Annotated in this window: 15 protein-coding genes; 7 read left to right on the top strand and 8 right to left on the bottom strand. The window is 68.5% G+C overall.

The window, feature by feature from the left end:
- From ABZX30_RS26600 to ABZX30_RS26580, 5 genes are all read left to right on the top strand, one after another.
- A partial coding sequence (locus tag ABZX30_RS26600; protein ID WP_355937743.1) for an HNH endonuclease family protein occupies positions 1-418 on the top strand: 418 nt, incomplete at its 5' end.
- 219 nt (positions 419-637) lie between these two features.
- Positions 638-3,061 (top strand): AAA family ATPase, encoded by a 2,424-nt coding sequence (locus tag ABZX30_RS26595; RefSeq protein WP_355937741.1) that lies wholly within the window; start codon positions 638-640, stop codon positions 3,059-3,061.
- Positions 3,058-3,507, top strand: a complete 450-nt coding sequence (locus tag ABZX30_RS26590; RefSeq protein ID WP_355937739.1) for a hypothetical protein — start codon at positions 3,058-3,060, stop codon at positions 3,505-3,507. The genes ABZX30_RS26595 and ABZX30_RS26590 overlap by 4 nt, the downstream gene beginning before the upstream one ends.
- 160 nt (positions 3,508-3,667) lie before the next feature.
- Positions 3,668-3,997: a ribbon-helix-helix protein, CopG family gene (locus tag ABZX30_RS26585; protein WP_355937737.1), complete on the top strand. Its 330-nt coding sequence runs from the start codon at positions 3,668-3,670 to the stop codon at positions 3,995-3,997.
- Positions 3,994-4,479, top strand: a complete 486-nt coding sequence (locus ABZX30_RS26580) for a hypothetical protein (protein WP_355937736.1) — start codon at positions 3,994-3,996, stop codon at positions 4,477-4,479. The genes ABZX30_RS26585 and ABZX30_RS26580 overlap by 4 nt, the downstream gene beginning before the upstream one ends.
- 830 nt (positions 4,480-5,309) lie before the next feature.
- Here the strand turns inward: ABZX30_RS26580 and ABZX30_RS26575 are convergent.
- Complete coding sequence (locus ABZX30_RS26575; RefSeq protein WP_355937734.1) at positions 5,310-6,104, bottom strand: hypothetical protein; 795 nt, start codon at positions 6,102-6,104, stop codon at positions 5,310-5,312.
- A 165-nt stretch (positions 6,105-6,269) separates the two neighbouring features.
- On the bottom strand, positions 6,270-6,785 hold the full coding sequence (locus ABZX30_RS26570) for an ATP-binding protein (RefSeq protein ID WP_355937732.1): 516 nt from the start codon (positions 6,783-6,785) through the stop codon (positions 6,270-6,272).
- A 169-nt stretch (positions 6,786-6,954) separates the two neighbouring features.
- Here ABZX30_RS26570 and ABZX30_RS26565 point away from each other — a divergent pair, with 169 nt between their 5' ends.
- Positions 6,955-7,890 carry a helix-turn-helix transcriptional regulator gene (locus ABZX30_RS26565; protein WP_355937730.1) on the top strand — a complete coding sequence of 312 codons (936 nt, stop codon included), beginning with the start codon at positions 6,955-6,957 and terminating at the stop codon, positions 7,888-7,890.
- Complete coding sequence (locus ABZX30_RS26560; RefSeq protein ID WP_355937728.1) at positions 7,887-8,075, top strand: DUF397 domain-containing protein; 189 nt, start codon at positions 7,887-7,889, stop codon at positions 8,073-8,075. Before ABZX30_RS26565 ends, ABZX30_RS26560 begins: the two co-directional genes overlap by 4 nt.
- Positions 8,076-8,250: 175 nt before the next feature.
- Here the strand turns inward: ABZX30_RS26560 and ABZX30_RS26555 are convergent, their stop codons facing one another.
- The 6 genes from ABZX30_RS26555 to ABZX30_RS26530 form a co-directional block, all read right to left on the bottom strand.
- On the bottom strand, positions 8,251-11,016 hold the full coding sequence (locus ABZX30_RS26555) for an ATP-dependent DNA helicase (RefSeq protein ID WP_355937726.1): 2,766 nt from the start codon (positions 11,014-11,016) through the stop codon (positions 8,251-8,253).
- A 119-nt stretch (positions 11,017-11,135) separates the two neighbouring features.
- Positions 11,136-13,892, bottom strand: a complete 2,757-nt coding sequence (locus tag ABZX30_RS26550) for a site-specific DNA-methyltransferase (protein WP_355937724.1) — start codon at positions 13,890-13,892, stop codon at positions 11,136-11,138.
- A gap of 5 nt (positions 13,893-13,897) precedes the next feature.
- A complete protein-coding gene (locus ABZX30_RS26545) occupies positions 13,898-17,116 on the bottom strand; it encodes a BPTD_3080 family restriction endonuclease (RefSeq protein WP_355937722.1) in 3,219 nt (1,072 codons plus the stop codon).
- Positions 17,117-17,194: 78 nt separating this feature from the next.
- Positions 17,195-18,559, bottom strand: a complete 1,365-nt coding sequence (locus ABZX30_RS26540) for an AAA family ATPase (RefSeq protein WP_355937720.1) — start codon at positions 18,557-18,559, stop codon at positions 17,195-17,197.
- On the bottom strand, positions 18,556-20,073 hold the full coding sequence (locus ABZX30_RS26535) for a hypothetical protein (protein WP_355937719.1): 1,518 nt from the start codon (positions 20,071-20,073) through the stop codon (positions 18,556-18,558). The genes ABZX30_RS26540 and ABZX30_RS26535 overlap by 4 nt, the downstream gene beginning before the upstream one ends.
- Positions 20,070-21,188, bottom strand: a complete 1,119-nt coding sequence (locus ABZX30_RS26530) for a hypothetical protein (protein WP_355937717.1) — start codon at positions 21,186-21,188, stop codon at positions 20,070-20,072. Before ABZX30_RS26530 ends, ABZX30_RS26535 begins: the two co-directional genes overlap by 4 nt.
- Positions 21,189-21,213: the final 25 nt, after the last annotated feature.

The raw sequence follows: 21,213 nt of genomic DNA, 5'->3' as shown, positions 1-21,213 counted from the left end.
CCTCACGAAACTCCGCCGTGAACTTCCGACGCTTCTCCGCCATGACAACCAACATCCCCTGCTGTCACGGACTCCACGCTACGAGGGGAACCTCAACCACCCGCTCATCACCGTGGAGCACGTGCTGCCGCAGAACCCGAAGGCCGATTCGCAGTGGGTCGGGCTGTTCGACGAGGAGCAGCGTGCCCAGTGGACACACCGCCTGGGAAACCTGGTGCTGCTGAACCGGGCCAAGAACTCGGCGGCCCAGAACTACGACTTCGCCGCCAAGAAGGCCAAGTACTTCACCGGCCGCGGGGGAGTGGTCCCCTTCGCGCTGACCAGCCAGGTGCTCCAGCACGTCGAGTGGACCCCCGTGGTGCTGAAGGCCAGGCAGGAGGAGCTGCTGGGGGTGCTCTTCGAGGAGTGGCGTTTGTGAGCGCGGGGGCCGGGGCGTCATACCCCGGCCCCGAATCCAATGATCTCCATGAAATTCCAAAGAGTTCCATTGTTGGGTCTGTGTGGGCTATGGTCGTCCACAACTCAGGTCTCACGGCCCCGCGTTACAACGCTGCTCCCGTGTGTCCCCTGTCGTTCAGTTGCCGTCGGCCTGTCCGGCCGTACGCTCCGCAGTCGTCGCCTCCACGGGAGTCCCGTCATGCCCGTTCCCGCCGATCCCGCCCCGGACCCGTCTCCCGCAGGGCCGCCCGCCCAGGTGCCGTCGTCCGGCACCCTTGCCAGTCTCATCGCCGGGCGGCTCGCCGGCTCGGACCTCGACGAGGACACCCGAGCCCTCCTGCTCCACGCCTTCCAGGACGATGGCGGGGCGCGCGGCCGGATGCCGGGCGCCTACCTGCAGTCCGTCACGGTCAGCGGCTTCCGCGGCATCGGCCGTACCACACGTCTCCCCCTCACCCCCGGCCCAGGACTCACCCTGGTCACCGGCCGCAACGGCTCCGGGAAGTCGAGCTTCGCGGAGGCCGTCGAGATCGCGCTGACCGGCGACAACGCCCGCTGGCGCGGCCGCAGCGACATCTGGCGCAAGAGCTGGCGCAACCTCCACCACGGCGAGGAACCCCAGGTCGCCGTGGAGTTGCGCCTCGATGGCGAACCGGAGCCGGCCACCGTGCTGCGCACCTGGCACGGGGACGACGTCGCCGACTCCACCGCCGAACTCGACCGGCCCGGCCACGACCCCGTTCCCCTCCCGGGCCTCGGCTGGCAGGAGGATCTGGCGACCTACCGCCCCTTCCTGTCGTACTCCGAGCTCGGCCAGGTGATCGGCGGCAGGCCCAGCGAGATGTACGACGCCGTCGCCTCGATCCTCGGTCTGGAGCAACTCGCCGCCGGCGACAAGCGGTTGCGCGAGCTGGCCCGCGAGTACGAGGCGCCCGCCAAGGAAGCCAAGGCCGAACTCCCCGCCCTGCTCACCCTCCTGGACGGCACCGACGACCCCCGAGCCCGGGCAGCCCACACCGCACTGAGCGGGCGGCGCCCGGACCTCGCGCGGGCGGCCGAACTGGCCGTCGGGACCGGCCCGGTGGACGAGGCCCTCCTGTTCGACCTGCGCCGCCGCTCCACCCTGACCGGACCCGACATAGAGGCGGTCGCCACGGCGGTGACCCCGCTGCGCGAAGCCATCGCCTCCGCCGAGGACCTGCGGGGCACGTCCGCCGAGGACGCGCTGCGCCGCGCCGAACTCCTCGCCCGCGCGCTCGCCCACCACCGCGCCCACCCCGCCCTCGACACCTGCCCGGTGTGCGGCGGCATAGCCCGTCTCGACGAGGAATGGGCACGGGACGCCGCCGAGCAGGAACGCCGGCTGCGCGCCGAGGCCGAGCAAGTCCTCGCCGCCCGCCGGGAACTCGACGCGGCCGCGCAGGCCGTCCGCGACCTGGCCGTCCCGCCGCCCGACTGGCTGCCGTCCGAGATCGCCGCTGCCTGGGACGACTGGCTGCGGTGCCGCACCGTCTCCGACCCGGCCGTGCTGGAGTCCGCCGCCGAGAACGCCGCACGGACTGCCGCCGACGCCGCACGGGTCACCCGCCAGGAGGCCGCGGCGCGCCTCGCCGACCAGGACGACACCTGGCGCGACGTCGCGCGGGTGCTCGCCGCCTGGCTGGACAAGGCCCACGCGGCCGAGCAGGCGGCCCCGCACCTGGCCCGCGTCAAGGCCGCCCAGAAATGGCTCAGGGCCACCCACGACGAGATCCGCGCCGACCGGATGCGGCCCATCGCGGAGGACGCCCAGCGCATCTGGTCCAACCTGCGCCAGCAGAGCAACGTCGCCCTCGGCCCGGTCCGTCTGAGCGGCTCCGCAACCCAGCGCAAGGTCGCCCTCGAGGTGACCGTCGACGACATCGACGCCCCCGCGCTCGGCGTGATGAGTCAGGGGGAACTGCACTCCCTCGCCCTGTCCCTCTTCCTTCCGCGCACCTTCCTCCCGGAGAACCCCTTCCGCTTCCTCGTCATCGACGACCCGGTGCAGTCCATGGACCCCGCCAAGGTGGACGGCCTCGCCCGCGTCCTCGCGCTCCTCGCCGAGCACCGCCAGGTCGTCGTCTTCACCCACGACACTCGCCTGCCGCAGGCTCTGAAGTACCTGCGGCTGCCCGCCACCGTCCTCACCGTCGACCGCCGTGAGCGTTCCGCCGTACGCGTCCGGTCCGGCGACGACCCCGTCAAGCAGGCCTTGTACGACGCGAAGGCGCTCGCCAGGACCCGCGATCTGCCCGGGGACGTCGTCGCCCGGGTTCTGCCCGGCCTGTGCCGCACCGCCCTGGAGGCCGCCCTCCTCGAACCGGCCCGGCGCCGGCTCCTCGGCACGGGCCTGTCCCACGACGAGATCGAGCGACGCATCGCCAAGGCACACAAGCTCACCGAACTGGCCTCCCTCGCCCTCTACGGGGAGACCGACCGGGTGGGCGAGACCATGACCGACCTCACCCGGGCCTACGGCCAGCAGGCCACCGACCACGTTCGGTGGTGTAACAAGGGTTCCCACGAAGCCGTGCCCATCGACGACGTGGAGGAGATCATCCGCCGCACCGCGGACCTCGCGAAGGCGGTGCGATCCCTGTGACCACGATCCGTCCGGCCACACCCGTCCCGACCGCGCGCCCGCCCCGGCTTCCCGCACCCCTCCCGCCTCCGCCGCCGCCCACCTCGACCCCCGACGAACTGCTCGCGGGCGCGGACCGGTTGCTCGGCACGGCCACCGCCTCCACCACGGGAGTCTGGCCACGCGCCGTGGCACTGCTGCTGCGCCACGCCCTCGAAGAGGCCCTGCGCCGCTACTGGCAGGCACGCAAACCGCAGCTGGCCCACTGCCCGCCGCACGCCCAGGCCCTGTGCCTGGAGTCCTACGCCGACCCCGACACGGCCCGCCGCTGGTCGGCGACCTGGGCCGGCCTCAGCCGGGCCTGCCACTACCACGGGTACGAACTGGCACCCACGCACGCGGAGTTGTGTGCGTGGCGGGACGACGTCGAGCGGGTGATCGGGGCGCTGGCGCCCCGGACGCAGTGACGGATCGCAGTCGGACCGCAGGTCCGCCGCGTGGGACGGGCGGCGGACGCCGGTAGGCGGGGCGGTACGGGACGGGGCGCCGGGGAGAGGGGGCGTGCCCGCTTGTCCACCTCGACCGGCCGCACTCGCACTGCCGTCATACGCGTATTACGATGCCTTTGTGGCAAAGACGCGCATCACCATCAGCTTGGAGCAGGACCAGGCCGAACGTATCAGGCAGCACGCGGAACGGGCGGGCATGGACGTCTCGGCCTACCTGGTGCATGCCGCAACGCGCCAGATGGCCGAGAGCGATGCCATAGAGGAACAGTTCGCCGAGGTGGACGCACTCATCGCCCGGGCAGAGCGGGCAGCGGACGGGCTGCCCCCCGAACCTGCCCCGGAACCGGCCGCTGAGCTGACGGAGCAGGAACGCCGCGAGGTCGAGGAGGCCCTAGGGCTCGTACACGGCCGGGACCGGCAAGGCCGCCGTCCGGGACACGCCGCGTGAGCGCACGGGTGCCGGTCTACGACACCGGCATGCTCATCGCACTCGCCGACCGCAAAGCGAAGGCGGTGGCTCTGCACGAGGGACTGCGCACGGTCCCGCACCGGGCGCTGGTGCTCGGACCGGTCCTCGCCCAGGTGTGGCGCCCCCAGCCGGCGCTGGTGCACGCCCTGTCCGGCCTCCTGAAGGACTGCACGGTCCCTCAGGCCCGCACGTCCGAGCCGCCCATGCGTGAGACGAAGGCGGGCCGTCCGGAGTGTCTGGCCTGCGCGACGGGCCCGGACCTCGCGGACTGGCGGCGCATCGGTACGGCGCTGGGGCGGGCGGCCCTGCCGGCGAAGAAGCGGCCGGACGCGGTGGACGCCTGGGTGGCCCTGGCAGCGGCCCGGCACGGCAGCGCGGTGATCTTCACCACCGACCCGGGGGACATCCACGCCTACCTGACGGTCCTCGCGCCGACGGACGTGCATGTGGTCGCCGTCTGACGGACGGGAGTCACTCTCCGCCCCGCCCGGATGGTCGCGCAGGCGGTGAACGAGCCGTCGGCAGGAGCGGGGCGCGGGGCTCGGCCCTGCGCAGGCTCGCTCCGCGAGCGGGTGCCGAGGCGATCAGCTGGCAACGGTGACGGCCATCCAGTGCCACGGCCTCCCCGCGCGCCGACCGCTGAACTCGCCGAGGGTCCTCCACCCGCTTCGCCATTTACCGCGGCCGTGGTACTTGGCACGGCAGGAGCACGTACACAGAAAGCCCTGGGCGTTCTGGCAGGAAGAGTTGCACCTTTCACGCGGGTTGTACTCACGGCCGATGAGGACGCTCGGGTACCTGCGGAGCAGCTCCCGGCTGATGTGGGGGAAGTGAGCGCTGGCCACCGTCCAGCACCCCTCGCGGCTGTCCCACCGGAACGATCTATCGCTTCTGACCCAGCCGGACAGTTTCCGCTCGTGCTCCCACATCGTGTGAGCCGGGAACCAGACACCGAACCACCCTTTGGCGGGCAGGCCGATTGTCGGCAGGTGCTCACCCCGATAATTCGGCAGCCACTCGGGGGGCTTGAGGTACTCGGTCTTCTTCCGCAAGGCACGCCCGCGCCCTTTGTCCCTGCCCGTAGTCCGCCGGCTACGTCGAGGCCCGGGCCCCCACTCGACCGACACAAGTGCGGCGAGCTGACCGGAGGCATAGCAGGGGAAACGACTTATCGGCCTGTCATGGGCGACCACGCGCCCGTCCTGGTCGACCTCGATGGAGTTGCGGCACTTCAAACACGTGCGGTTGAACCCTCCGTCGCCCACAAGCACCCCCTTGGTTGAGCTGATGTCTACCGTGCCTGCTGCCGTGTCCTGCCGGTGTCGGCTCGCATCACGTGGGATATCGCGGACGGGACGTTCCGCGTGACCTCGCCCGCTGGCGGCGTGCTGGAGGTCAGCCCTGGCCACGACGTCGGGGGCGGGCCGAAGGCGCGACGACCGGCCCTTACGGCCAGAGTGGCCATGGCGGCGTTGGCACCACCACCGATCACAGCGCCGATACCGAACGGTGCCACTCGACCGAGAACGATGATCCCCTGCTTGGTCCCATACTTCGTGATGAAGTTCTTTCCCAGGATCTTGTTGATCTGACGCAACGTCTCGACGGGCACCCTGGCGACAACCTGACGTCCCCAGTGTTGCCCCGTACGCTCGGCGACCTTGGTAATGGTGGCGGAGCCACTCCCGCCGAGCATGATTCCCATCACGATTGTTCGGCGGCGCTCGATCTCGTCGATGGGGACTCCGTGGACCTCGGCGAGCGAGAGTGCGAAGAGGGCGCTCAGTTCAAGGGACGAGAGAGCCTCGCCTGCCGAGAGTGCCAGTGCGACTCCCGTGCCGACGCCGGGCGCGGCTGCGGTTCCTCCAACTGCAGCACCGGTTCCGGTCAAGGCGCTGACGTACATCCGCTCCAGATTGCGGATCACCTGTGCCGGCGTCGCCTCTGGGGTCCGTTGGCGGGCCCGCGCTATGTTCTTGCGCACCAGTAGGCTCTGGCTGTCGATTGCCTTGTCCAGGAGGTCGAGGACTCGCTGCCCACGTCCGTCTGCTGCCGAAACGGGTCCGTCGTGGGCATCTGTTGCCATGCTTTGAACTCCTTGGGTCGTTGGGCCCCAAGTCTCCCCCTCAGGCTGCCGGTTCTGGGACGGTTTCCCCCAACGGCACCTACCGGTTTCAAGCTTGGAGCCGTTGGGGTGGCGGTACACCCAGACGTCGGACTTGAACTCCTCAATCATGGACGAAGGTTGTGCTCAGCCGCGTGCCGCGTAGCGGGTGAACCACGCCCGGCCGTCGCGGTCAGGTACGCCCGCTGTGCGTGTCCGGGCCGTGGGGCCACAGGCGCATTCGGCCCAGACCCGCTTGCCGCCGGGCGGATACGGGTCCGTGCCCCAACGGTCGGCCAAGGCGGCGACCAGGAGGAGGCCTCGACCCGACTCGGCGTCGGGGAGAGGGCCGACGTCTGCCGAGGCCGACAGGGACGGGAGTTGATCGCCACGGGCGTCGGTGACGGCGATGCGGAGGGTGCCGGTGTCGAGGGTGAGGACGAGGCGGAAATCGCGTCCCTGGACGCGGCCGTGCAGGGCGGCGTTGCCAGCGAGTTCCGCCACGATCTGTTCGGCGCGCTCGGTGACGCCAGGTGACACTTCCCAGGCGCGGAGCTGTTCGACGGCGAGCAGACGGGCGAGGCGGGCTCCGCGGCGGGTGGACGACAGGAGCTGGGAGAACATGCGTACGGTTGCGGAGAGTTGGGGGGTGGTTCCGTTCATGAGGCCACGGTGACGGGCGCGCGGGGGCGTGTTCCAGGTGCCCGGCCCGTACGGTACGTCAGCGTACGGGCACATTCCGTGGACGGTACGGGGCGCGGTCCGTCACTCTGGGTGCCGTCGGGCGCAGGTACGACGGACAGTACGTGTACGGAACCGGAGGTGGCCGCGGATGACGGGCGGCATCGACATCGACAGCGTAGGCAGCAACCACGGCGGCGGTAACGGCCGCGACGGCAGTCACGACGGTGGTCCTGACGGCGCCGACCTGGCCGCCTGTGATCCGGACCGCGAGCCCGACCCCTCGGACAGCCTGCGGACCTGGGGTGCGGTCCAGCAGGCGCTGCGCGAGCACGCGGGGTACAGCAGGGCCGAGTTCGCGGACCTGGTGCGCTTCTCCAAGCACACCGTGGAGTCGGTGGAACTGGGGCGGCGGATGCCCGACGAGTCGTACGTGGTGCGCTCGGAGGAACTCCTCGGGAACACCGGGGCGCTGCGGAAGTCGTCGAAGTACGTGACGCGGGGGCGGGGGGATGTGGGACTCGCGGCCTGGTTCCGGGAATGGGCCCGGCTGGAGCGGGTGGCGGTGAGTCTGTGTACGTATGAGTGCAGGCTGGTGCCGGGGTTGTTGCAGTCGGAGGGGTATGCGCGGGCCGTGTTCGAGGGGACCGTTCCGGTGGCGCCGGACGACCAGTTGGAGGACTTCATGGCGAGGCGGATGGAGCGGCAGCGGATGCTTTTCGAGCGGCCGACCACGCCGTTCAGCTTCATCGTCGAAGAGCACGTCTTCCGGCGTCGGTTCGGGGACAGAGAGCAGATGCTGGAGCTGTTCGACCATGTGCTGGAGCGGAGCGCACCACGCAACGTGACGCTTCAGATCGTGCCGTTGGAGGCCGGGCTCCACGCCTGCCTGGACGGTCCCGTGCGGCTTGTGGAGACCCCGAAGGGCCAGCGGCTCGCGTACTCCGAAGGGCAGCAGAACGGCCGCCTGATCTCTGACCCGAAAGAGGTGAGCCTGCTGTACCAGCGCTATGACACACTGCGCTCGCAGGCCCTGAATGCCAAGGACTCGCGGGGTCTGCTGGAGCGACTCCGAGGAGAGCTATGAGCACGAGGCCGGAACTGGCGTGGTTCAAGTCGAGCTACAGCGGCAGTCAGGGTGACGACTGCGTCGAGGTCGCCCTCACCGAACAGGCCATCTGTGTACGGGACTCCAAGGACGTGGCGCGCTCTCACTTCGCGGTGGGGCGTGAGGGGTGGTCGCGGTTCGTGGGGTTCGTGACGGAGGTTTGAGCGGCGTAGGCGTCGACGAACGATGACCGGTGATGCGGGAGCGGTGCCGCCCGATCCCGCATCACACCGGCGGCAATGCCGCGTACCGAACTGCGTACGCCCAACTGGGGCCGGGGCCCTTCCCTGCCCTGGCACAGGCCGGGAACGGGCTCTCAGGTGGGATGGCAGAGTTCCGTCAGCTTTCGCGACTTCGGCAGACGCCAGCGAAGTCGCAGCCGGCGCAGGACGAACACCAACTGTCCAGGCGGGGTAGCCGGTTGGTGCGCAAGGAGTCCGCAGCCTCCGTGACCCGCTTGCTGAGGTCGGTCATGACCTCGGGGTCCACCATTTCGCGCGTGTCACGTCCCGCCTTATCAAGGTTGAGGACCTCAACGACATCCGCGTTCTGGCCCGTCAGCTCCCGGTATCCGAGTACGTACAGGTGCAGTTGGTCACGGGTGAGGTTTTCGGCCTGAGCGCGCTCGCTCGACTTGAAGTCGACGACCGACGTCTCGTTCGTGTCCAGTCGCTTGATCAGGTCGACGCGGCCGGTGACGGTGACGCCGGGGACCGGGTGGATCTCGACGGGCTGCTCGGAGTATCTCGTCTGGTGCAGGGTCGCGCCGTGACGTTCCAGGTAGCGCCGCACGGCCGTCTCGGCGGCGGGGCGGAGCTGGTCTGCCGCCGCTTTGTTCGCGAAGGGGAGGTTGAGGTGACGGTCAACCAGGTCCTCCGCCTCCTCCGGGGCAGCGATGTCGCCCTCGATGGCCCGTTTGTGGATCTCCGCCATGACGTCGTGGAGCGACTTGCCGAAGCCGAGTTCCTTCTGCAGAGGCGAGTCGAAGCCGTACAGAAGACGGAGCTTGAAGGAATACGGGCACTCGAAGAGGTATTTCAGGTCCGAGAAGGACATGACGACCTCGGGGATACCGCGCATGGGGGTTGGCGTGAGCCGTCCGTCGGGGGAAGGGTGGACCTCGCGGGTCAGGACGGTGTGCACCTGCGTGGCCTCGTTGAAGAAGTCCGAACGCTTCTTGCCTGTGCGCTTCTCCGTGGGGGCGAAGGAGAGTGCCAGGTACTTCTGGGCGCGGGTGACGGCGACGTAGAAGAGGCGTCGCTCGTCGGCCTTGGTGCCTCGGTAACGGTCGGCACCGGGAACGAGGTCCGCCTCCACCACATGGAAGACGTTGGTACCGCCCCGGCGGGAGGCGGGGAAGGTGTTCTGGCGCAGGGCAGGAAGGAAGACGGCGGGCCACTGCATGCCCTTGGCCTGGTGGACGGTGGCGATAACGACGGCGTTGGGCTGGGCGTAGCCGTTGTCCCCGTCGGACTCCTCGTAGTAGTCGGGAGCCTGGTACTCGACCCACTTGGCGAACGCGTCGAACCGCTGCTGGGGCTCGCTGGTGAGGTGGATGCGCTCGAAGTCCCCGATCGCGGTGGAGAAGCGACCGAGGTTGTAGTAGACGAGCTCGCCCCGCTCGCGCGGAACACGCTCCTCGCGCAGCTCGACGGCTTCGAGGAAATCAAGGAAGACGCCTTGGAGCGTGGTGGAGTCCCAGGGCTTGGACGCGTCCCACCGCATGGCCGCGGTGAGCACGGGGAGTCCGGCGCGGACATCGCCCTCCGTGAGCCCGACGCCGGCGTCGACCCATGCGTCGATCACGTCCTGCTCGTCGGCCTCCCCCGCAACGAACCGAAAGCAGCTGACGGCCGCCTGGACCTCCGGTGTCTCGAAGAGCTTGGTCAGGCCCTTGATGACATACGGGATGTCGCGGCGTCGGAGTTCTTCGACGAGCGGGCCGGCGTCGGCCTTGACGGAGCGGAACAGGACGGCGAAGTCGGACCAGTCGAGTCCCCGGGGCTCGCTGCCTTCCCGGTCCTGGAACGGTACGCCGCGCAGCCGCTCGATGCGGTCGACGAGCCAGCCCGCCTCCGCCTCCGTGTCCGGGAATTCGAGTGCCAGCAGGTCGCCGCGGTCGAAGGTCTGGTGGCCGGCGGCCGTCATCGCCTTGTTGAGGCGTTCGCCAGGCGGAATCTGCTCGACGACTCGGCGTGCGAGGTCGACGATGGCGGGGCTGGAGCGGAAGTTCTCGTTCAGCGTGGCTCGGCGGACGCCCGGGTAGCGGTTCTCGATCGTGAGGATGTTCTCGACGGCACTGCCGCGCCACTGGTAGATCGTCTGGTCGTCGTCACCGACCACGCAGAGGTTCGCCCCGTGGCGGGTGAGCCCGCGGATCAGTTGCTCCTGGACCGGATTGGTGTCCTGGTACTCGTCGACGACGACGTACCTGACCGTCTCCTTGACATGCCGCTGGAGGCTCAGGACGGACTCGTCGCCCTCGTCGTTGTCGTCGTTGAGGAGGACCGCGGTGTTGTGGAGGATTGCTGTGTAGTCGAAGTACGCGCGTTCGCTGAGCAGTCGCATGTACTTGTCGAGCCCGTCCGCCACGTCGGGTCGGAGCCCGTCCAGATCTACGTCGTCCTCCCGGAGGATCGACATGACCTGCTGGTACAGCTTGGAGTTGACCCAGCGCCGCAGGGGCTTCGGGGTGCCTTGGACGATCGCGTTCGTCGTGGTCAGCCCTGACTGGGTGCTGTACTTGTCGATGATCAGGCGGGTTTGCACGTCGTTGAGGACGTTGTATTTGAACGCCTCGGGCACGTGGCTGTGCAGCAGGTCGAGGGCGTAGCCGTGCATGGTGCCGATGTACATCTCGGCGAGGCCGTGCACCTCGCCGTGGAGTTCACGGATCCGTGTGTGCACACGCTCCTTCAACTCGCCTGCGGCCTTCTCGGTGAAGGTGAAGGCGACGATGTTCCTGGGCTGGACACCGGGCCGTCCGATCAGGCGGGCGATCCGCTGCGAGATCACTTCCGTCTTGCCGGAACCGGCGCAGGCGACGATGAGGAGGTTGTCGTCGTGGGTGTCGATGGCGGTGCGCTGGGCGTCCGTGAACTGCACTGTTCCCCCCGAAACTGGCTGTTGTGCTGGTGCTGGTGCGGTGACGTGGTGCCTTCGTGTGGCGTGGTCGGTGGCGGGTGGGGTGCGTGCCGTGGCGGTACGCACCCCACCCGGTGGTGTCAGATGTCGATGGCCTTGAGGACTTCGTCGCCGTAGTAGTTGACGACCTTGACGGCGATGCGTCCGGACTCGGGCTTGGGGAAGGGGCGGGACTTCGTGGTGAAGAGGGTGGACAGCGCCTCGTCGTCGATCTGTCCCTTGAGCGCCTTGCCGAGCCGCTCGTACGGGTTGAGCCCCGTGGACTTCCCGTTCTCGCCCGAGAAGTAGACGTGGCGCACGATGAAGGCCTCGGCGTCGTAGTCCGTGTCGATGGACCACATCATGATGTCGTCGGGACCCTCGGCGCGGACGTCGCCCGTCGTCGGGTTGTAGATGTCGAGTCCCTTGATCTCGGCGACGAGTTGGCCGTCGCTCGTCTCCGTCAGCTCGATGTCGGGCTCGCCGAAGACCGTGAACAGGTTTCCGGCGCCTGTGTTGGCGAGTTCGTCGCCCATGGCGAGGTCCGGGTTCATACGGACGTTGAGCACGGCCATCTTGCCGACCTGACGCTGCTGGATGACGGAGAACTCGCCCCGCTCCTGGTTGATCTCGTTGGTCGCCTCGGTCGCGTTCGCGTCGAAGGAGAAACCGAGGATGAGCAGGAGGTCGATCTTGCCGAAGCGAAGGGCTTCACGGGCCGCGTTTTTGATGAAGAGGGAGTCGACGGTTCCGTATTCGGGACCGAGCGCGATACCGACGCGGGCCGGTGTCCCCTCCTCGGCGTCCTTGCGGATGCCGACGGCGGTCAGTATCCGCCCGGACACCGGCTCGACCGACTCGAACTCCAGCCGCTCGTTCCGGTAGCCGTTCTGCACGCCCGCCTTCTTGACGTGCTCCAGGATCGTCTCCTCGTACGAGGCGCCGGACGGCATCATCTCGGCGGCCTTCTCGGAGGCGGGGACGTCTTGGTCGAAGGAGACGGAGCGGTGCGGCGAGAGCGACTCGACTGTGAAGGGGCCGGCGACGCGGACGGCCTTCTTGTTCTCGTAGGGCCGGTCGTACAGCGTCTCGAACTCGGCGTGCTTCTTGATCGCCTTGTCGATCTGGTCGCGAGTCATACCCTCCTTGATGTCGGGGTTGTTCGCGATGGACTTCAGGGTGATGTGCGGGACACGCTCGTAGACGAAGCCACGGCGGATGTCGTGCTTCGAGGGCGAGCGGTCGAGCGGCTGCTGGCTGAGTTCGGCTTCCTTGGCCTTTCCTTCGGGGGAGTCGGCGAGGAGGTGGGCGGGGTACTTGGCGCCCATCAGGCGATGCCGGGCGAGGGCGATGGCAACACGGGAGGAGTCGATGGTGATCCAGCGGCGGCCCCACTGCTCGGCGACGTAGGCGGTGGTGCCGGAGCCGCAGGTGGGGTCGAGGACGAGGTCGCCAGGGTCTGTGGCCATGAGCATGCAGCGTTCGATGACTTTGGTGTTGGTCTGGACTACGTAGATCTTGTCCATGCCGCTGCCGGACTGAGTATCTTCCCACAGATTGTTGATGGGGTACGCTGGGAAATCGTTCAAGTAGCGGAGATAGTTGAGCGAACGCCCTGTGGCGACCAATCGGTTTGCCGCCTTAAGGCGGTTCATTCCAACTTCATTCGTCTTCCAGCGAACCTTGATCGAAGGAAGAAACGCCTGACCGTTAAGCTCTACGGGAAACCAGCTTGCTGCACCTTCACCCTTGTCTCGCCCAACAGAGTCGCTGGTGAGCGGCGAAGGGCGGAAGAAACGCGCTCCCGTAGGTGCGAGCGACGGGTCCTCTCTTTCTTCCTTGGTAGCGCGTCGGCGCCTCCCGTCGAGAAGCTCAAGCTGGTTGTAGGCAGCCGCCCCCTCGCCCCCAACTGACTTCACCTTATAGATCTGTCGATACTTGAGAAGCGGGCGGTCTTTCGCGTACCAGATTACGTAATCAGAGACGCTGGCTAGGAAATCACCTGTCCCGGTAGAGGTCTTCTTTACGGTGATTAGTGTGACGAAATTTTCAACCCCGAATACCTCATCCAGAAGCGCTCGGGCGAGGTGAACATTCTCGTCGCCGATTTGCAGGAAAACCGATCCTGATTCGGTCAGTAGATCCCGCGCTGCATAGAGACGATCGCGCAGGTAGGAGAGATACGAGTGAATACCCAGGTCCCACGTGTCCCTGAATGCCTTGAGCTGCTCCACTTCACGGGTCGCTGATGCGAGATTCCCATCCTTGACATCCCGCGACCGCGCAGATACCTGCCAATTCGAATTGAACTTGATCCCATACGGCGGATCGATATACACCATCTGAACCTTGCCCCGCAGATTCTCCCGCTCCGCGAGGCTCGCCATCACCTGGAGCGAGTCGCCCAGGATCATGCGGTTGGTCCAGTTCATCTGGTGGTTGTACCAGTCGACCTTGTCCAGCTCATCCGGGATACCGTCGTCGAAGAACTCGGTACCGAAGAGCGAGAGTTCCTCCCCGGCGCTCTCACCTCCCTGGCTCTCCCGCCGCCTCTTCGTCTCGTCCATCAGCTGCTTGACGAGGTAACGCGGTTCGATCCGCTCCTGCCGGAAGATCGGCGGGGCCGGGACCTCCAGGTCCTCGCCGTCCTGCTCGTCCTTGCCCTTCCAGACAAGCTGGGGGTCCTTGGCGAAGTCGCGCTTGCCGCGCCAGGTCATGGCAGCCTCGACTGCCTCCGTGACCAGGTCGAACGCGTCCGCCGTCGGGTTGTTCACTCGTGTTTCCTCATGCTTTATGGCCTGCACGGCCTTGGTGCTGTTCGCGGCGGTCTTCGCAATGCGCTTCCGGGGAGCGGCCATCGTGCTTACTTCCCTTCCTCGTCGTCGTTGCCGTCGTGCTGCCGCCGCTGCCGGGATTCGCCCTCGGCCTCGCGCGCCGCGCTGAACAGGTCGTCGTCCCAGGGGTAGTCGTCGTCGCCCCAGTCCGCTTCGTCATCGTCGCTCTTGAGCCTGTCCAGGCTCTTGAGCCCTTCCTCGCACAGCCCCGTCAGCGCCCCGTCGCCGTAGAGCGACTCGATCGCGGCCGCCAGGCCGGACTTGAATGTGGTCGGGTTCTGAGACAGCTCGACATAGCCCCACTTGCCGAAGCCGCCGTGGTTGTTCACGGCCGCGCACCACATCCGCGCGGTCTCCGCCTTCACCGCCCGCTTGCCAGCCGACTTGCGCGAGCCCGAGACCTCCACGATCAGGTGGAGCTGCTCGTCGTCCTCGTCCCGGGGCTTCAGCCGGACGATGAAGTCGGGCAGATACCGGTGCGTGCGTCCCGCGAAGAGATAGGGGATCGCGAACTCCAAGTGGTCGTTCTTGACGTACGACTGCACGTTCTTGTTGCCGTCGAGCAGCGTGGCCAGGATCTGCTCCCACGTGTTGCCGTCTATCCCGTCGAGCACGACGTAGTTCACCGGCGACTTGTCCTCGTCGGCCTCGTAGACCGCCTTGGTGGTGTAGAAGTCCACGTTGTCCGTGGAGCCTTCCGGCGCGTAGCGCGCGAAGATGGGCAGCACCTTGGACGTGTTGTCGCCTTCCTGGCGGTTCAGCGCGGCGAAGAACAACTCAGCGGCCCGTTGCCGCTCCTCGGAGACCTGGGAGATGATCGCCAGGGCACGCTGGTTGTCCGTGCCGACGCAGTGTGTGATCCAGTCCTTGGCGAGCCGTACCAGGTTCGGGAACATCCACGGCTTACGTCCGAGTTTCGGATCCTCCAGCAAGTCCAGTGCGTGTTTGGCCAGTTGGAAGGAGACCTGCTGCACACGAATGTCCCGGCCGTCGACCAGCGTGTGCCGGGCCTGCTCTCCGACGATGCCCTCCACATCGGCCCGCGTGGCGACGCCCTCGTCGACCTTGAACGGCTCCGCCTCGGTGAAGTCCGCGTAGAACTGCGCCTCCTCCACCTCCACCCGGTATCCCTCCAGGCAAGGGAAAGTGATGCGCAGGTCCTCCCGGTCCTTCATGGCCCGGACGTGCTTCGGCTCCGGTCGAGGCTTGGACTTCAGCTCCCGGTTCGGATCCGTCTGGATGAACTGGAACGGGATGCCGTAGACGTCCGCGTACTCCGGTTCCAGCAGCCCCTCCTCGTTGACCGCGTACGAGATGCGGCGCAGGCCGCGGCCCACCACCTGTTCGCACAGCAGGTGACTGCCAAACGCTCGGACCCCGAGGATGTGCGTGACCGTGTTGGCGTCCCAGCCCTCCGTCAGCATGGACACGGACACGACGCACCGCACGTCCTGCCCGAGCTTGCCCTTCTTGCCGACAGTGTTCAGGACCTCGCGCAACAGGTCGGCGTCCTTCAGAGCCTCCACGTCGCGGTCCGGGAACCGGGTGCGGTACTCCTCCTTGAACGCCTCCAGTTCCTCGGCCGCCGCTGCCTTGAACTGCGCGTCGAGCTGGGGGTTGTCGGACTCCAGCTGCGCCGAGTCGACCAGGATGGTGCGCGGGACGGCATAGCGGCGGCCCTGGGCGTCGTAGTTGGAGAAGTGCTCCAGCATGCCCGGCTTGCCGAGTCCGTCGGCGTCCGGGAGCTCACGTCCGGCGATCTGGTCGTACACCCACTTCGAGACCGTCGTGTTGTTGCAGACGATGATGAACACCGGGGGCGTGGATCCGGTGCCCCGGGTCTCCTCCTCCCACCGCGCGAACGCCTGCGCGTAGTTCCGGTACAGGCTGTGGGCGGCACCTTCCAGTACAGGTGGGAGCGTCTTGTCCGCGAGCGTCTCCGGCTTTTGGGCGCGCGTCGGCATCTTGTCCCTGATGTGCTCCCACAGGTTCAGGTACGAGACGTCCTTGTGTTCCGCGTCGTCGTCCACGGGTACACGCGGGATCTTGACGAGGCCCGACTCGATGGCGTCCAGGAGTCCGAAGTCGCTGACCACCCACGGGAAGAGGGTGCCCTCTGGGTAGCCCGAGCCGTTCAGGTAGAAGGGGGTCGCGGAGAGGTCGTAGACGGTCTTGATGCCGGTCTTGCGCATGATGTGGTTCAGGCCGTCGAACCACTGGCGTGCGTGCTTGTTCTCCTCCTCGGCCTGCTTCTTCTCCTCCCCCTTTAGCTCGTCCACGGTGATGGCCCCCTCCAGGGCGGCCCCGCGGGTCTGGTAGCAGTGGTGAGCCTCGTCGTTGAATACGATGATCTCGCCCTTGCTCCCGCCCAGATCGCGCAGGACCCGGTTGACCATCATGGCGGGCGTCTCGACGAAGGGGTCGTCCTTGGACCTGGCCAGGAGCAGCTTCTTGGTCTTGGACGCGAGTCCCTGACCCTCCCGCGTCGTCCGGAGCATGAACGTGTGGTAGTTGGTGATCGCCACCTGAGCCTGACCGAGCGCACCCCACAGGTCTGCGGGGACGATGTCCCGCTCCTTGTAGTAGTTGTTCGGGTCGGAGGGCATCAGCACACGCAGCCGGTCCCGGATGGTCACACCGGGCGCCACCAGGAGGAAGCGCTTGGCGAACCGGCGGTCCTGCGGGCCGGCGACCTTGTTGAGGGTGTTCCAGGCGATCAGCATCGCCATCACCACGGTCTTGCCCGCGCCCGTCGCCATCTTCAGGGCGACTCTGGGTAGGCCGGCGTTGTGCTCCTGATTGGCCTCGTCCAGGTGGGCGCTGATCCACGTCTTGCCGAGCTTCGTGCCCACCTCGGTCAGGTATATGGCGGTCTCCACGGCTTCCACCTGGGCGAAGAACAGCTTCCGCTCCCGGGTGCCGTCCGTCCAGTACTCCAGAAGACGACGCGTCGTGGGCGTGATGTTCGGATACCCCGCCTGGCGCCAGCGAGAGACCTCGGCTCGGATGTTGCCGATGACGTCCTGGCCCTTGCGCTCCTCCAGGATGCCGTCGAGAAACAGCTCGTGCTGGACGCCGGCGCCGGTCTTGCGTCCCTTCCTGGCACGCGGTACAGGCATCCAGGTCTCGCTCGGGCGGCGGCCGGGTACCCGCTCGCCGGTCGGCTGGCCCCGCTGGTCCAGCTCCCAGTGCCAGGCCGGTTCCGCGTACGGCGAATTGATGATCGGGTTCTCGATCACTGCTGCCATGCTCTGGATATCTCCCTCACGCCACGCCTTCGTGGACCGTACAGCCTGCCACCGACAATGACCCCATTCGTGCCATGTTCACGCCGCCCGCACCCGGTGCTCCACCCGCTCCAAATGCCCCATCACGACCTGATGCGCCCGCCAGCCATCCGGAAACTTCGGCGGCACATCCAGGTACACAGGACTGCTCCGCGGATGCCGGTCCAGCAGGTCGCGGATGCCGGCGCGGGCCACCATGATGCACGCGAAGCGATGTCGGGACAGCAGGACGCACAGGCGGCCCGTCTCCAGGTGGAAGGCGGAGGCGTCGTGGCGGCCGGACAGCGGGTGCCAGACCAGGGTGACGTCGAATTCGCGGCCCTGGAGGCGGTTGGCGGTGTCCACGGTGATGTCGGTCAGGCCGCGGGCGGCGAGGCGGGAGCGGACCGCGTCCGCCTGCACGGTGCGTGCCGTGCCGATCGCGATGCGCGACGCGGTCAGGGGCTCCCCGTTGACCAGCGCGCCGCGCTCCAGCAGCCGGGCCGCCGTCGCCGCGAGGGCATCCGCCACCTGCGGGTCCTGGTCCAGGGTGTGGCGGGCGGGGAGTTCCAGGTGGCCCCAGCCGGAGTCGGCGGCCCGGGCGAGGACGTCGTCCAGTGGGCCGGAGCCGTGCGGCAGGCTGGCGTACGAGAGCACGCGCTCCGGTGTCGTCGTGCCGGGGACGAACCGGTAGAAGGGGTAGAAGGCTCGCTCGACCAGGGGTGCCGCCGTCTCCGGCAGGCGCCAGGAGACGGGGAGCTGGTGGCGGAGGAGGTCGGGGTTGTGGGCGAGGGTGACGTCGACCGCGTTGCGCAGGGGGTCCCAGGTCAGGCCGTGCCAGCGGTCGGTCTCCACGGTGGCGAAGGGGTCGAGCTGGCCGGGGTCGCCGACGAAGAGGACCTGCGAGTCTTCCTGGGCGAACAGTGGGGCCGTCGCCAGGAGCCCGTCCGAGCGCATCTGGTACGCCTCGTCGACGATGGCCCACCGCCACGGCGCGCACTTGTCCGGGGTGACGAACGACCACTTCTTCGCGGTGGACACCACGACGGGCAGGTCACGCAGGTCCGTCACCTGGTTGCTCCCGGTCACGTTGGGGTGCCGGGTGACGCGGGGCGGGAGGACGTGGCCGCCGGCATGGAGGCGGCCGAGCGCCAGGCCGGGGTGCTCCCGCGCGATGCGGTCCACCAGGTCGTCGACCTGCTCGTTGGTCTGCGCGACGATCATGAGCTGGTGGCCAGCGGACGTCAGGTGCCCGGTGGCCTTCACCACCAGCGTGGACTTTCCGGCTCCGGGAGGGGAGTCCACCACGACGCCCCGGCCGGGCGCGGTGTCGAGGCTGGTCAGGATCCCCGCGACCGCCCGGTCCGCGCGTTCGCCGGGGGTGAGGGCTTCGGGCTCCCCGGTGTCGGGAAGGAGGGCGGTCACTCCCAGGTCTCCTCTGCGTCCTCGTCGGTGGGCTCGTACGGCTGCGGCGGACCGCCGTGGGTCCAGGGGGTGTTCTCCTCGTCGGGCAGGGCGGACGGCATGGCCGTGGGATTGAGCGTGGTGTACGTCAGCTGCTCGCCGGCCTCCGCGAGGGTGCCGGGCGGTGCCGGCGGTGTGCGCTTCCTCGCGAAACCGCCCTTGAGCTGGAGCACCACGGTGTGGCCGCCGTCGTCCTCCCGCCTGACTTCGAGGATGCGGGCCTCCTGGCCGGGCCGGGCCGGGGACTTCACCTCCGTGCCGACCGCGAGATCGACGCGGACGTCGGTGCCGGTGCGCAGGATGATCGTCGGACGCCACACCTGGGATCCGGGACGGTCGCCGGGGACGAAGCGGTCCTCGTCCCTGGCCGTGACCGTGCCCGTGAACGCCTCGCCGGTCAGCTCGTACTCCGCCATCACCAGCGGGTCGTCGTACGCGCGTTGCGCTTCATAGCGGGTGACCGCGTCCTCCAGCCGGGCCAGGCGGCGGGCGGCTCGGACGGCCTGGTCGCGGCGGGCCTGCGGGCGGCCGTCGGCGTCCAGGTACTCGGCGTACTCGGAGAACCAGCGCCGGTCGAGGGCCCAGCGGCCGGGGACGTGGGCGCCCTCCGGCAGCTCGCGGAGCAGCTCCACGCCGCGCCACATCAGCCGCCAGGTGGGCAGCATCTGGCCGCTCAGTTCACGGTCGATCTGGCGGCCGACCGCCTCGCGTCCGCGGTCGTCGGACGCCTCGTCGTAGCGCGTCATCAACTCGTGCAGGGTCCGGTCGAAGACCGGGTCGGTGGACGGACCGGCCGGCGGCCACACGGCGGGGTCCTCCGCCTCCCGTGCCGCCCGCGCGCCGTCGCTGCCCTCCGGCGGATCGATCCAGGCGAGCAGGGACGCGAGGTGGGAGTCCTCGGAAGAACTCTGGCCCGTGGCCCAGTTGGCGGCGAGCAGCCGGGTCATCGCGAGCATCACACCGGAGTCCGGGAACTCGGCCAGGTCCGCGAACCAGGTCAGCCACTTGCCGAGGGTCGGCACGGACGGGTCGACCGCGTACGGCCCCTCGATGGCGCGCAGTCTGGTCAGCCGGCCGAGCAGGCGCACGTACGCGATGCCCTCGCCGTTCGGGACGAGGAGCTGCGGGGCCCGCTGGAAGCGCAGGCGTTCCTCTTTCTCCTTGCCGCGGCCGACGGTGTAGGGCTCCGTCTCGGTCCGGCACCCGTCGATGTACGCGAGGAGGAGGGCGGCGAGGCGCTCGGCGAACCGAAAGCGTTCGGCGCGGTTGCGCGGCTGGCGGACGGTGAGGAGGGTCGGGTGCTCGGGGTCCGTACCCGCGAGCGCGGCCAGGGGCGCGCATGCCTCGCCAGCGAGGGTGAGCGGCACCAGGACGAACGGCTTCTTGTCCAGGTGCTGGTGGCGGACGGTCGTCAGCGGTTCGGCACGGCCGGTGCGGGATGCCGTGATCGTCGCGACGGTGGACAGGACGCTCATGCGGCCCCCCGGCGGAGTCGGCGCAGCCGGGCGGCGGCGCGCAGCAGGTCGGCGGCTTCCGCCTCGGCCTCTCCGGGGGCGGCGACGCCGTCCAGGTAGTCGAGCGCGGTGCGGGTGGAGTCGATGCCCGGCAGGTCGTTGCGCACGCCGTTGCCCAGGCGGGCCGGCGAGGCGCATCCGTCGGCCTCGTCGCGGCAGTAGCGCGCCATTTCGCAGAAGGACAGGCAGGAGGGTGTGTACGACGCGTCCAACGCGTCTATGGAGGAGGAGAGTTCGTCCACGCTTCGGGTCGTGTCCAGAGTCGCCGTCTCGGGGAGTTGGGCCGCGAGGTCCTCGGCGCGCCGAAGCCGCGAGAGCTGGAACTGCAGGGCGTCGAGTTCCTGCCGGAGGTCGATCAGGCGGCCGTAGGGGCGGTTGGAGAAGTCCTTGGGGCAGACGAGCAGGAACTCGTGGGAGATCTGCTCGGTGGGCAGGCCGGCCGTCTCGAAGGCGCGGTGCAGCGCGAGGACGTACACCGCGGCCTGCTTGGCCGTCTCGGCGACGGCGGTCGGATTGGCCTGGCCGTCGATCGCCGCGAACGAGCGGATGAGGACGACGTGGAACTTCCCCCCGATGCGGTGGGTGAGTGCGTCCGGCTCCAAGTACGCCGTCTGACCGGCGACTTCGAGGGTGAGCACGGGACGGTCGAGGATGAGCCGTACGTCCTGGCCGGAGGCCACGTGTGCGATGAGGCGGCGGGTCTCCCACTCGCGCAGGTGTAGGTCCGTGTTGCCTCCTACCTCGTTGAGGTCGGCGACGTGGGCCTCCGCCACGGGGACGGAGAGCTGCTCGCGCAGCAGCCGGATGAGCTCGGCGTAGCTGCCCCACTTCACGAGGTCGTGGAACGCCTGTTCGCGAGCGAGGGAGAAGGGTGACTGGCCGAAGCGCGGCTCGTATCCGACCTGCTGGGCTAGCAGTGCCTTGTCCACACCGGCGGCGTCGAGGACGGCGCGGCGGCCGCAGGCGGGATTGGCGGTCAGGGCGGTGATCTTGCGGGCGGTGTACGGCTGAGGGGGCTGCGGTCCTCGCAGCCGTGCGAGTCGGTTGTCGGGAGGTTCGGACTGCTGCGAGGGCATCGTCTCTACTTCGGGAACGTCTTCG

Source organism: Streptomyces sp. NPDC004542 (assembly GCF_040610035.1).
GTDB lineage: Bacteria > Actinomycetota > Actinomycetes > Streptomycetales > Streptomycetaceae > Streptomyces.
The sequence above is the reverse complement of the archived record's forward strand: the minus strand, read 5'-3'. Positions and strand labels throughout refer to the sequence as shown.

Excerpts from the sequence above, each read along its gene's own strand:
- ABZX30_RS26595 (WP_355937741.1), top strand. The coding sequence starts at position 638 with ATGCCCGTTCCCGCCGATCCCGCCCCGGACCCGTCTCCCGCAGGGCCG.
- ABZX30_RS26575 (WP_355937734.1), bottom strand. The coding sequence starts at position 6,104 with ATGGCAACAGATGCCCACGACGGACCCGTTTCGGCAGCAGACGGACGT.
- ABZX30_RS26570 (WP_355937732.1), bottom strand. The coding sequence starts at position 6,785 with ATGAACGGAACCACCCCCCAACTCTCCGCAACCGTACGCATGTTCTCC.
- ABZX30_RS26565 (WP_355937730.1), top strand. The coding sequence starts at position 6,955 with ATGACGGGCGGCATCGACATCGACAGCGTAGGCAGCAACCACGGCGGC.
- ABZX30_RS26560 (WP_355937728.1), top strand. The coding sequence starts at position 7,887 with ATGAGCACGAGGCCGGAACTGGCGTGGTTCAAGTCGAGCTACAGCGGC.
- ABZX30_RS26550 (WP_355937724.1), bottom strand. The coding sequence starts at position 13,892 with ATGGCCGCTCCCCGGAAGCGCATTGCGAAGACCGCCGCGAACAGCACC.
- ABZX30_RS26545 (WP_355937722.1), bottom strand. The coding sequence starts at position 17,116 with ATGGCAGCAGTGATCGAGAACCCGATCATCAATTCGCCGTACGCGGAA.
- ABZX30_RS26535 (WP_355937719.1), bottom strand. The coding sequence starts at position 20,073 with ATGAGCGTCCTGTCCACCGTCGCGACGATCACGGCATCCCGCACCGGC.
- ABZX30_RS26530 (WP_355937717.1), bottom strand. The coding sequence starts at position 21,188 with ATGCCCTCGCAGCAGTCCGAACCTCCCGACAACCGACTCGCACGGCTG.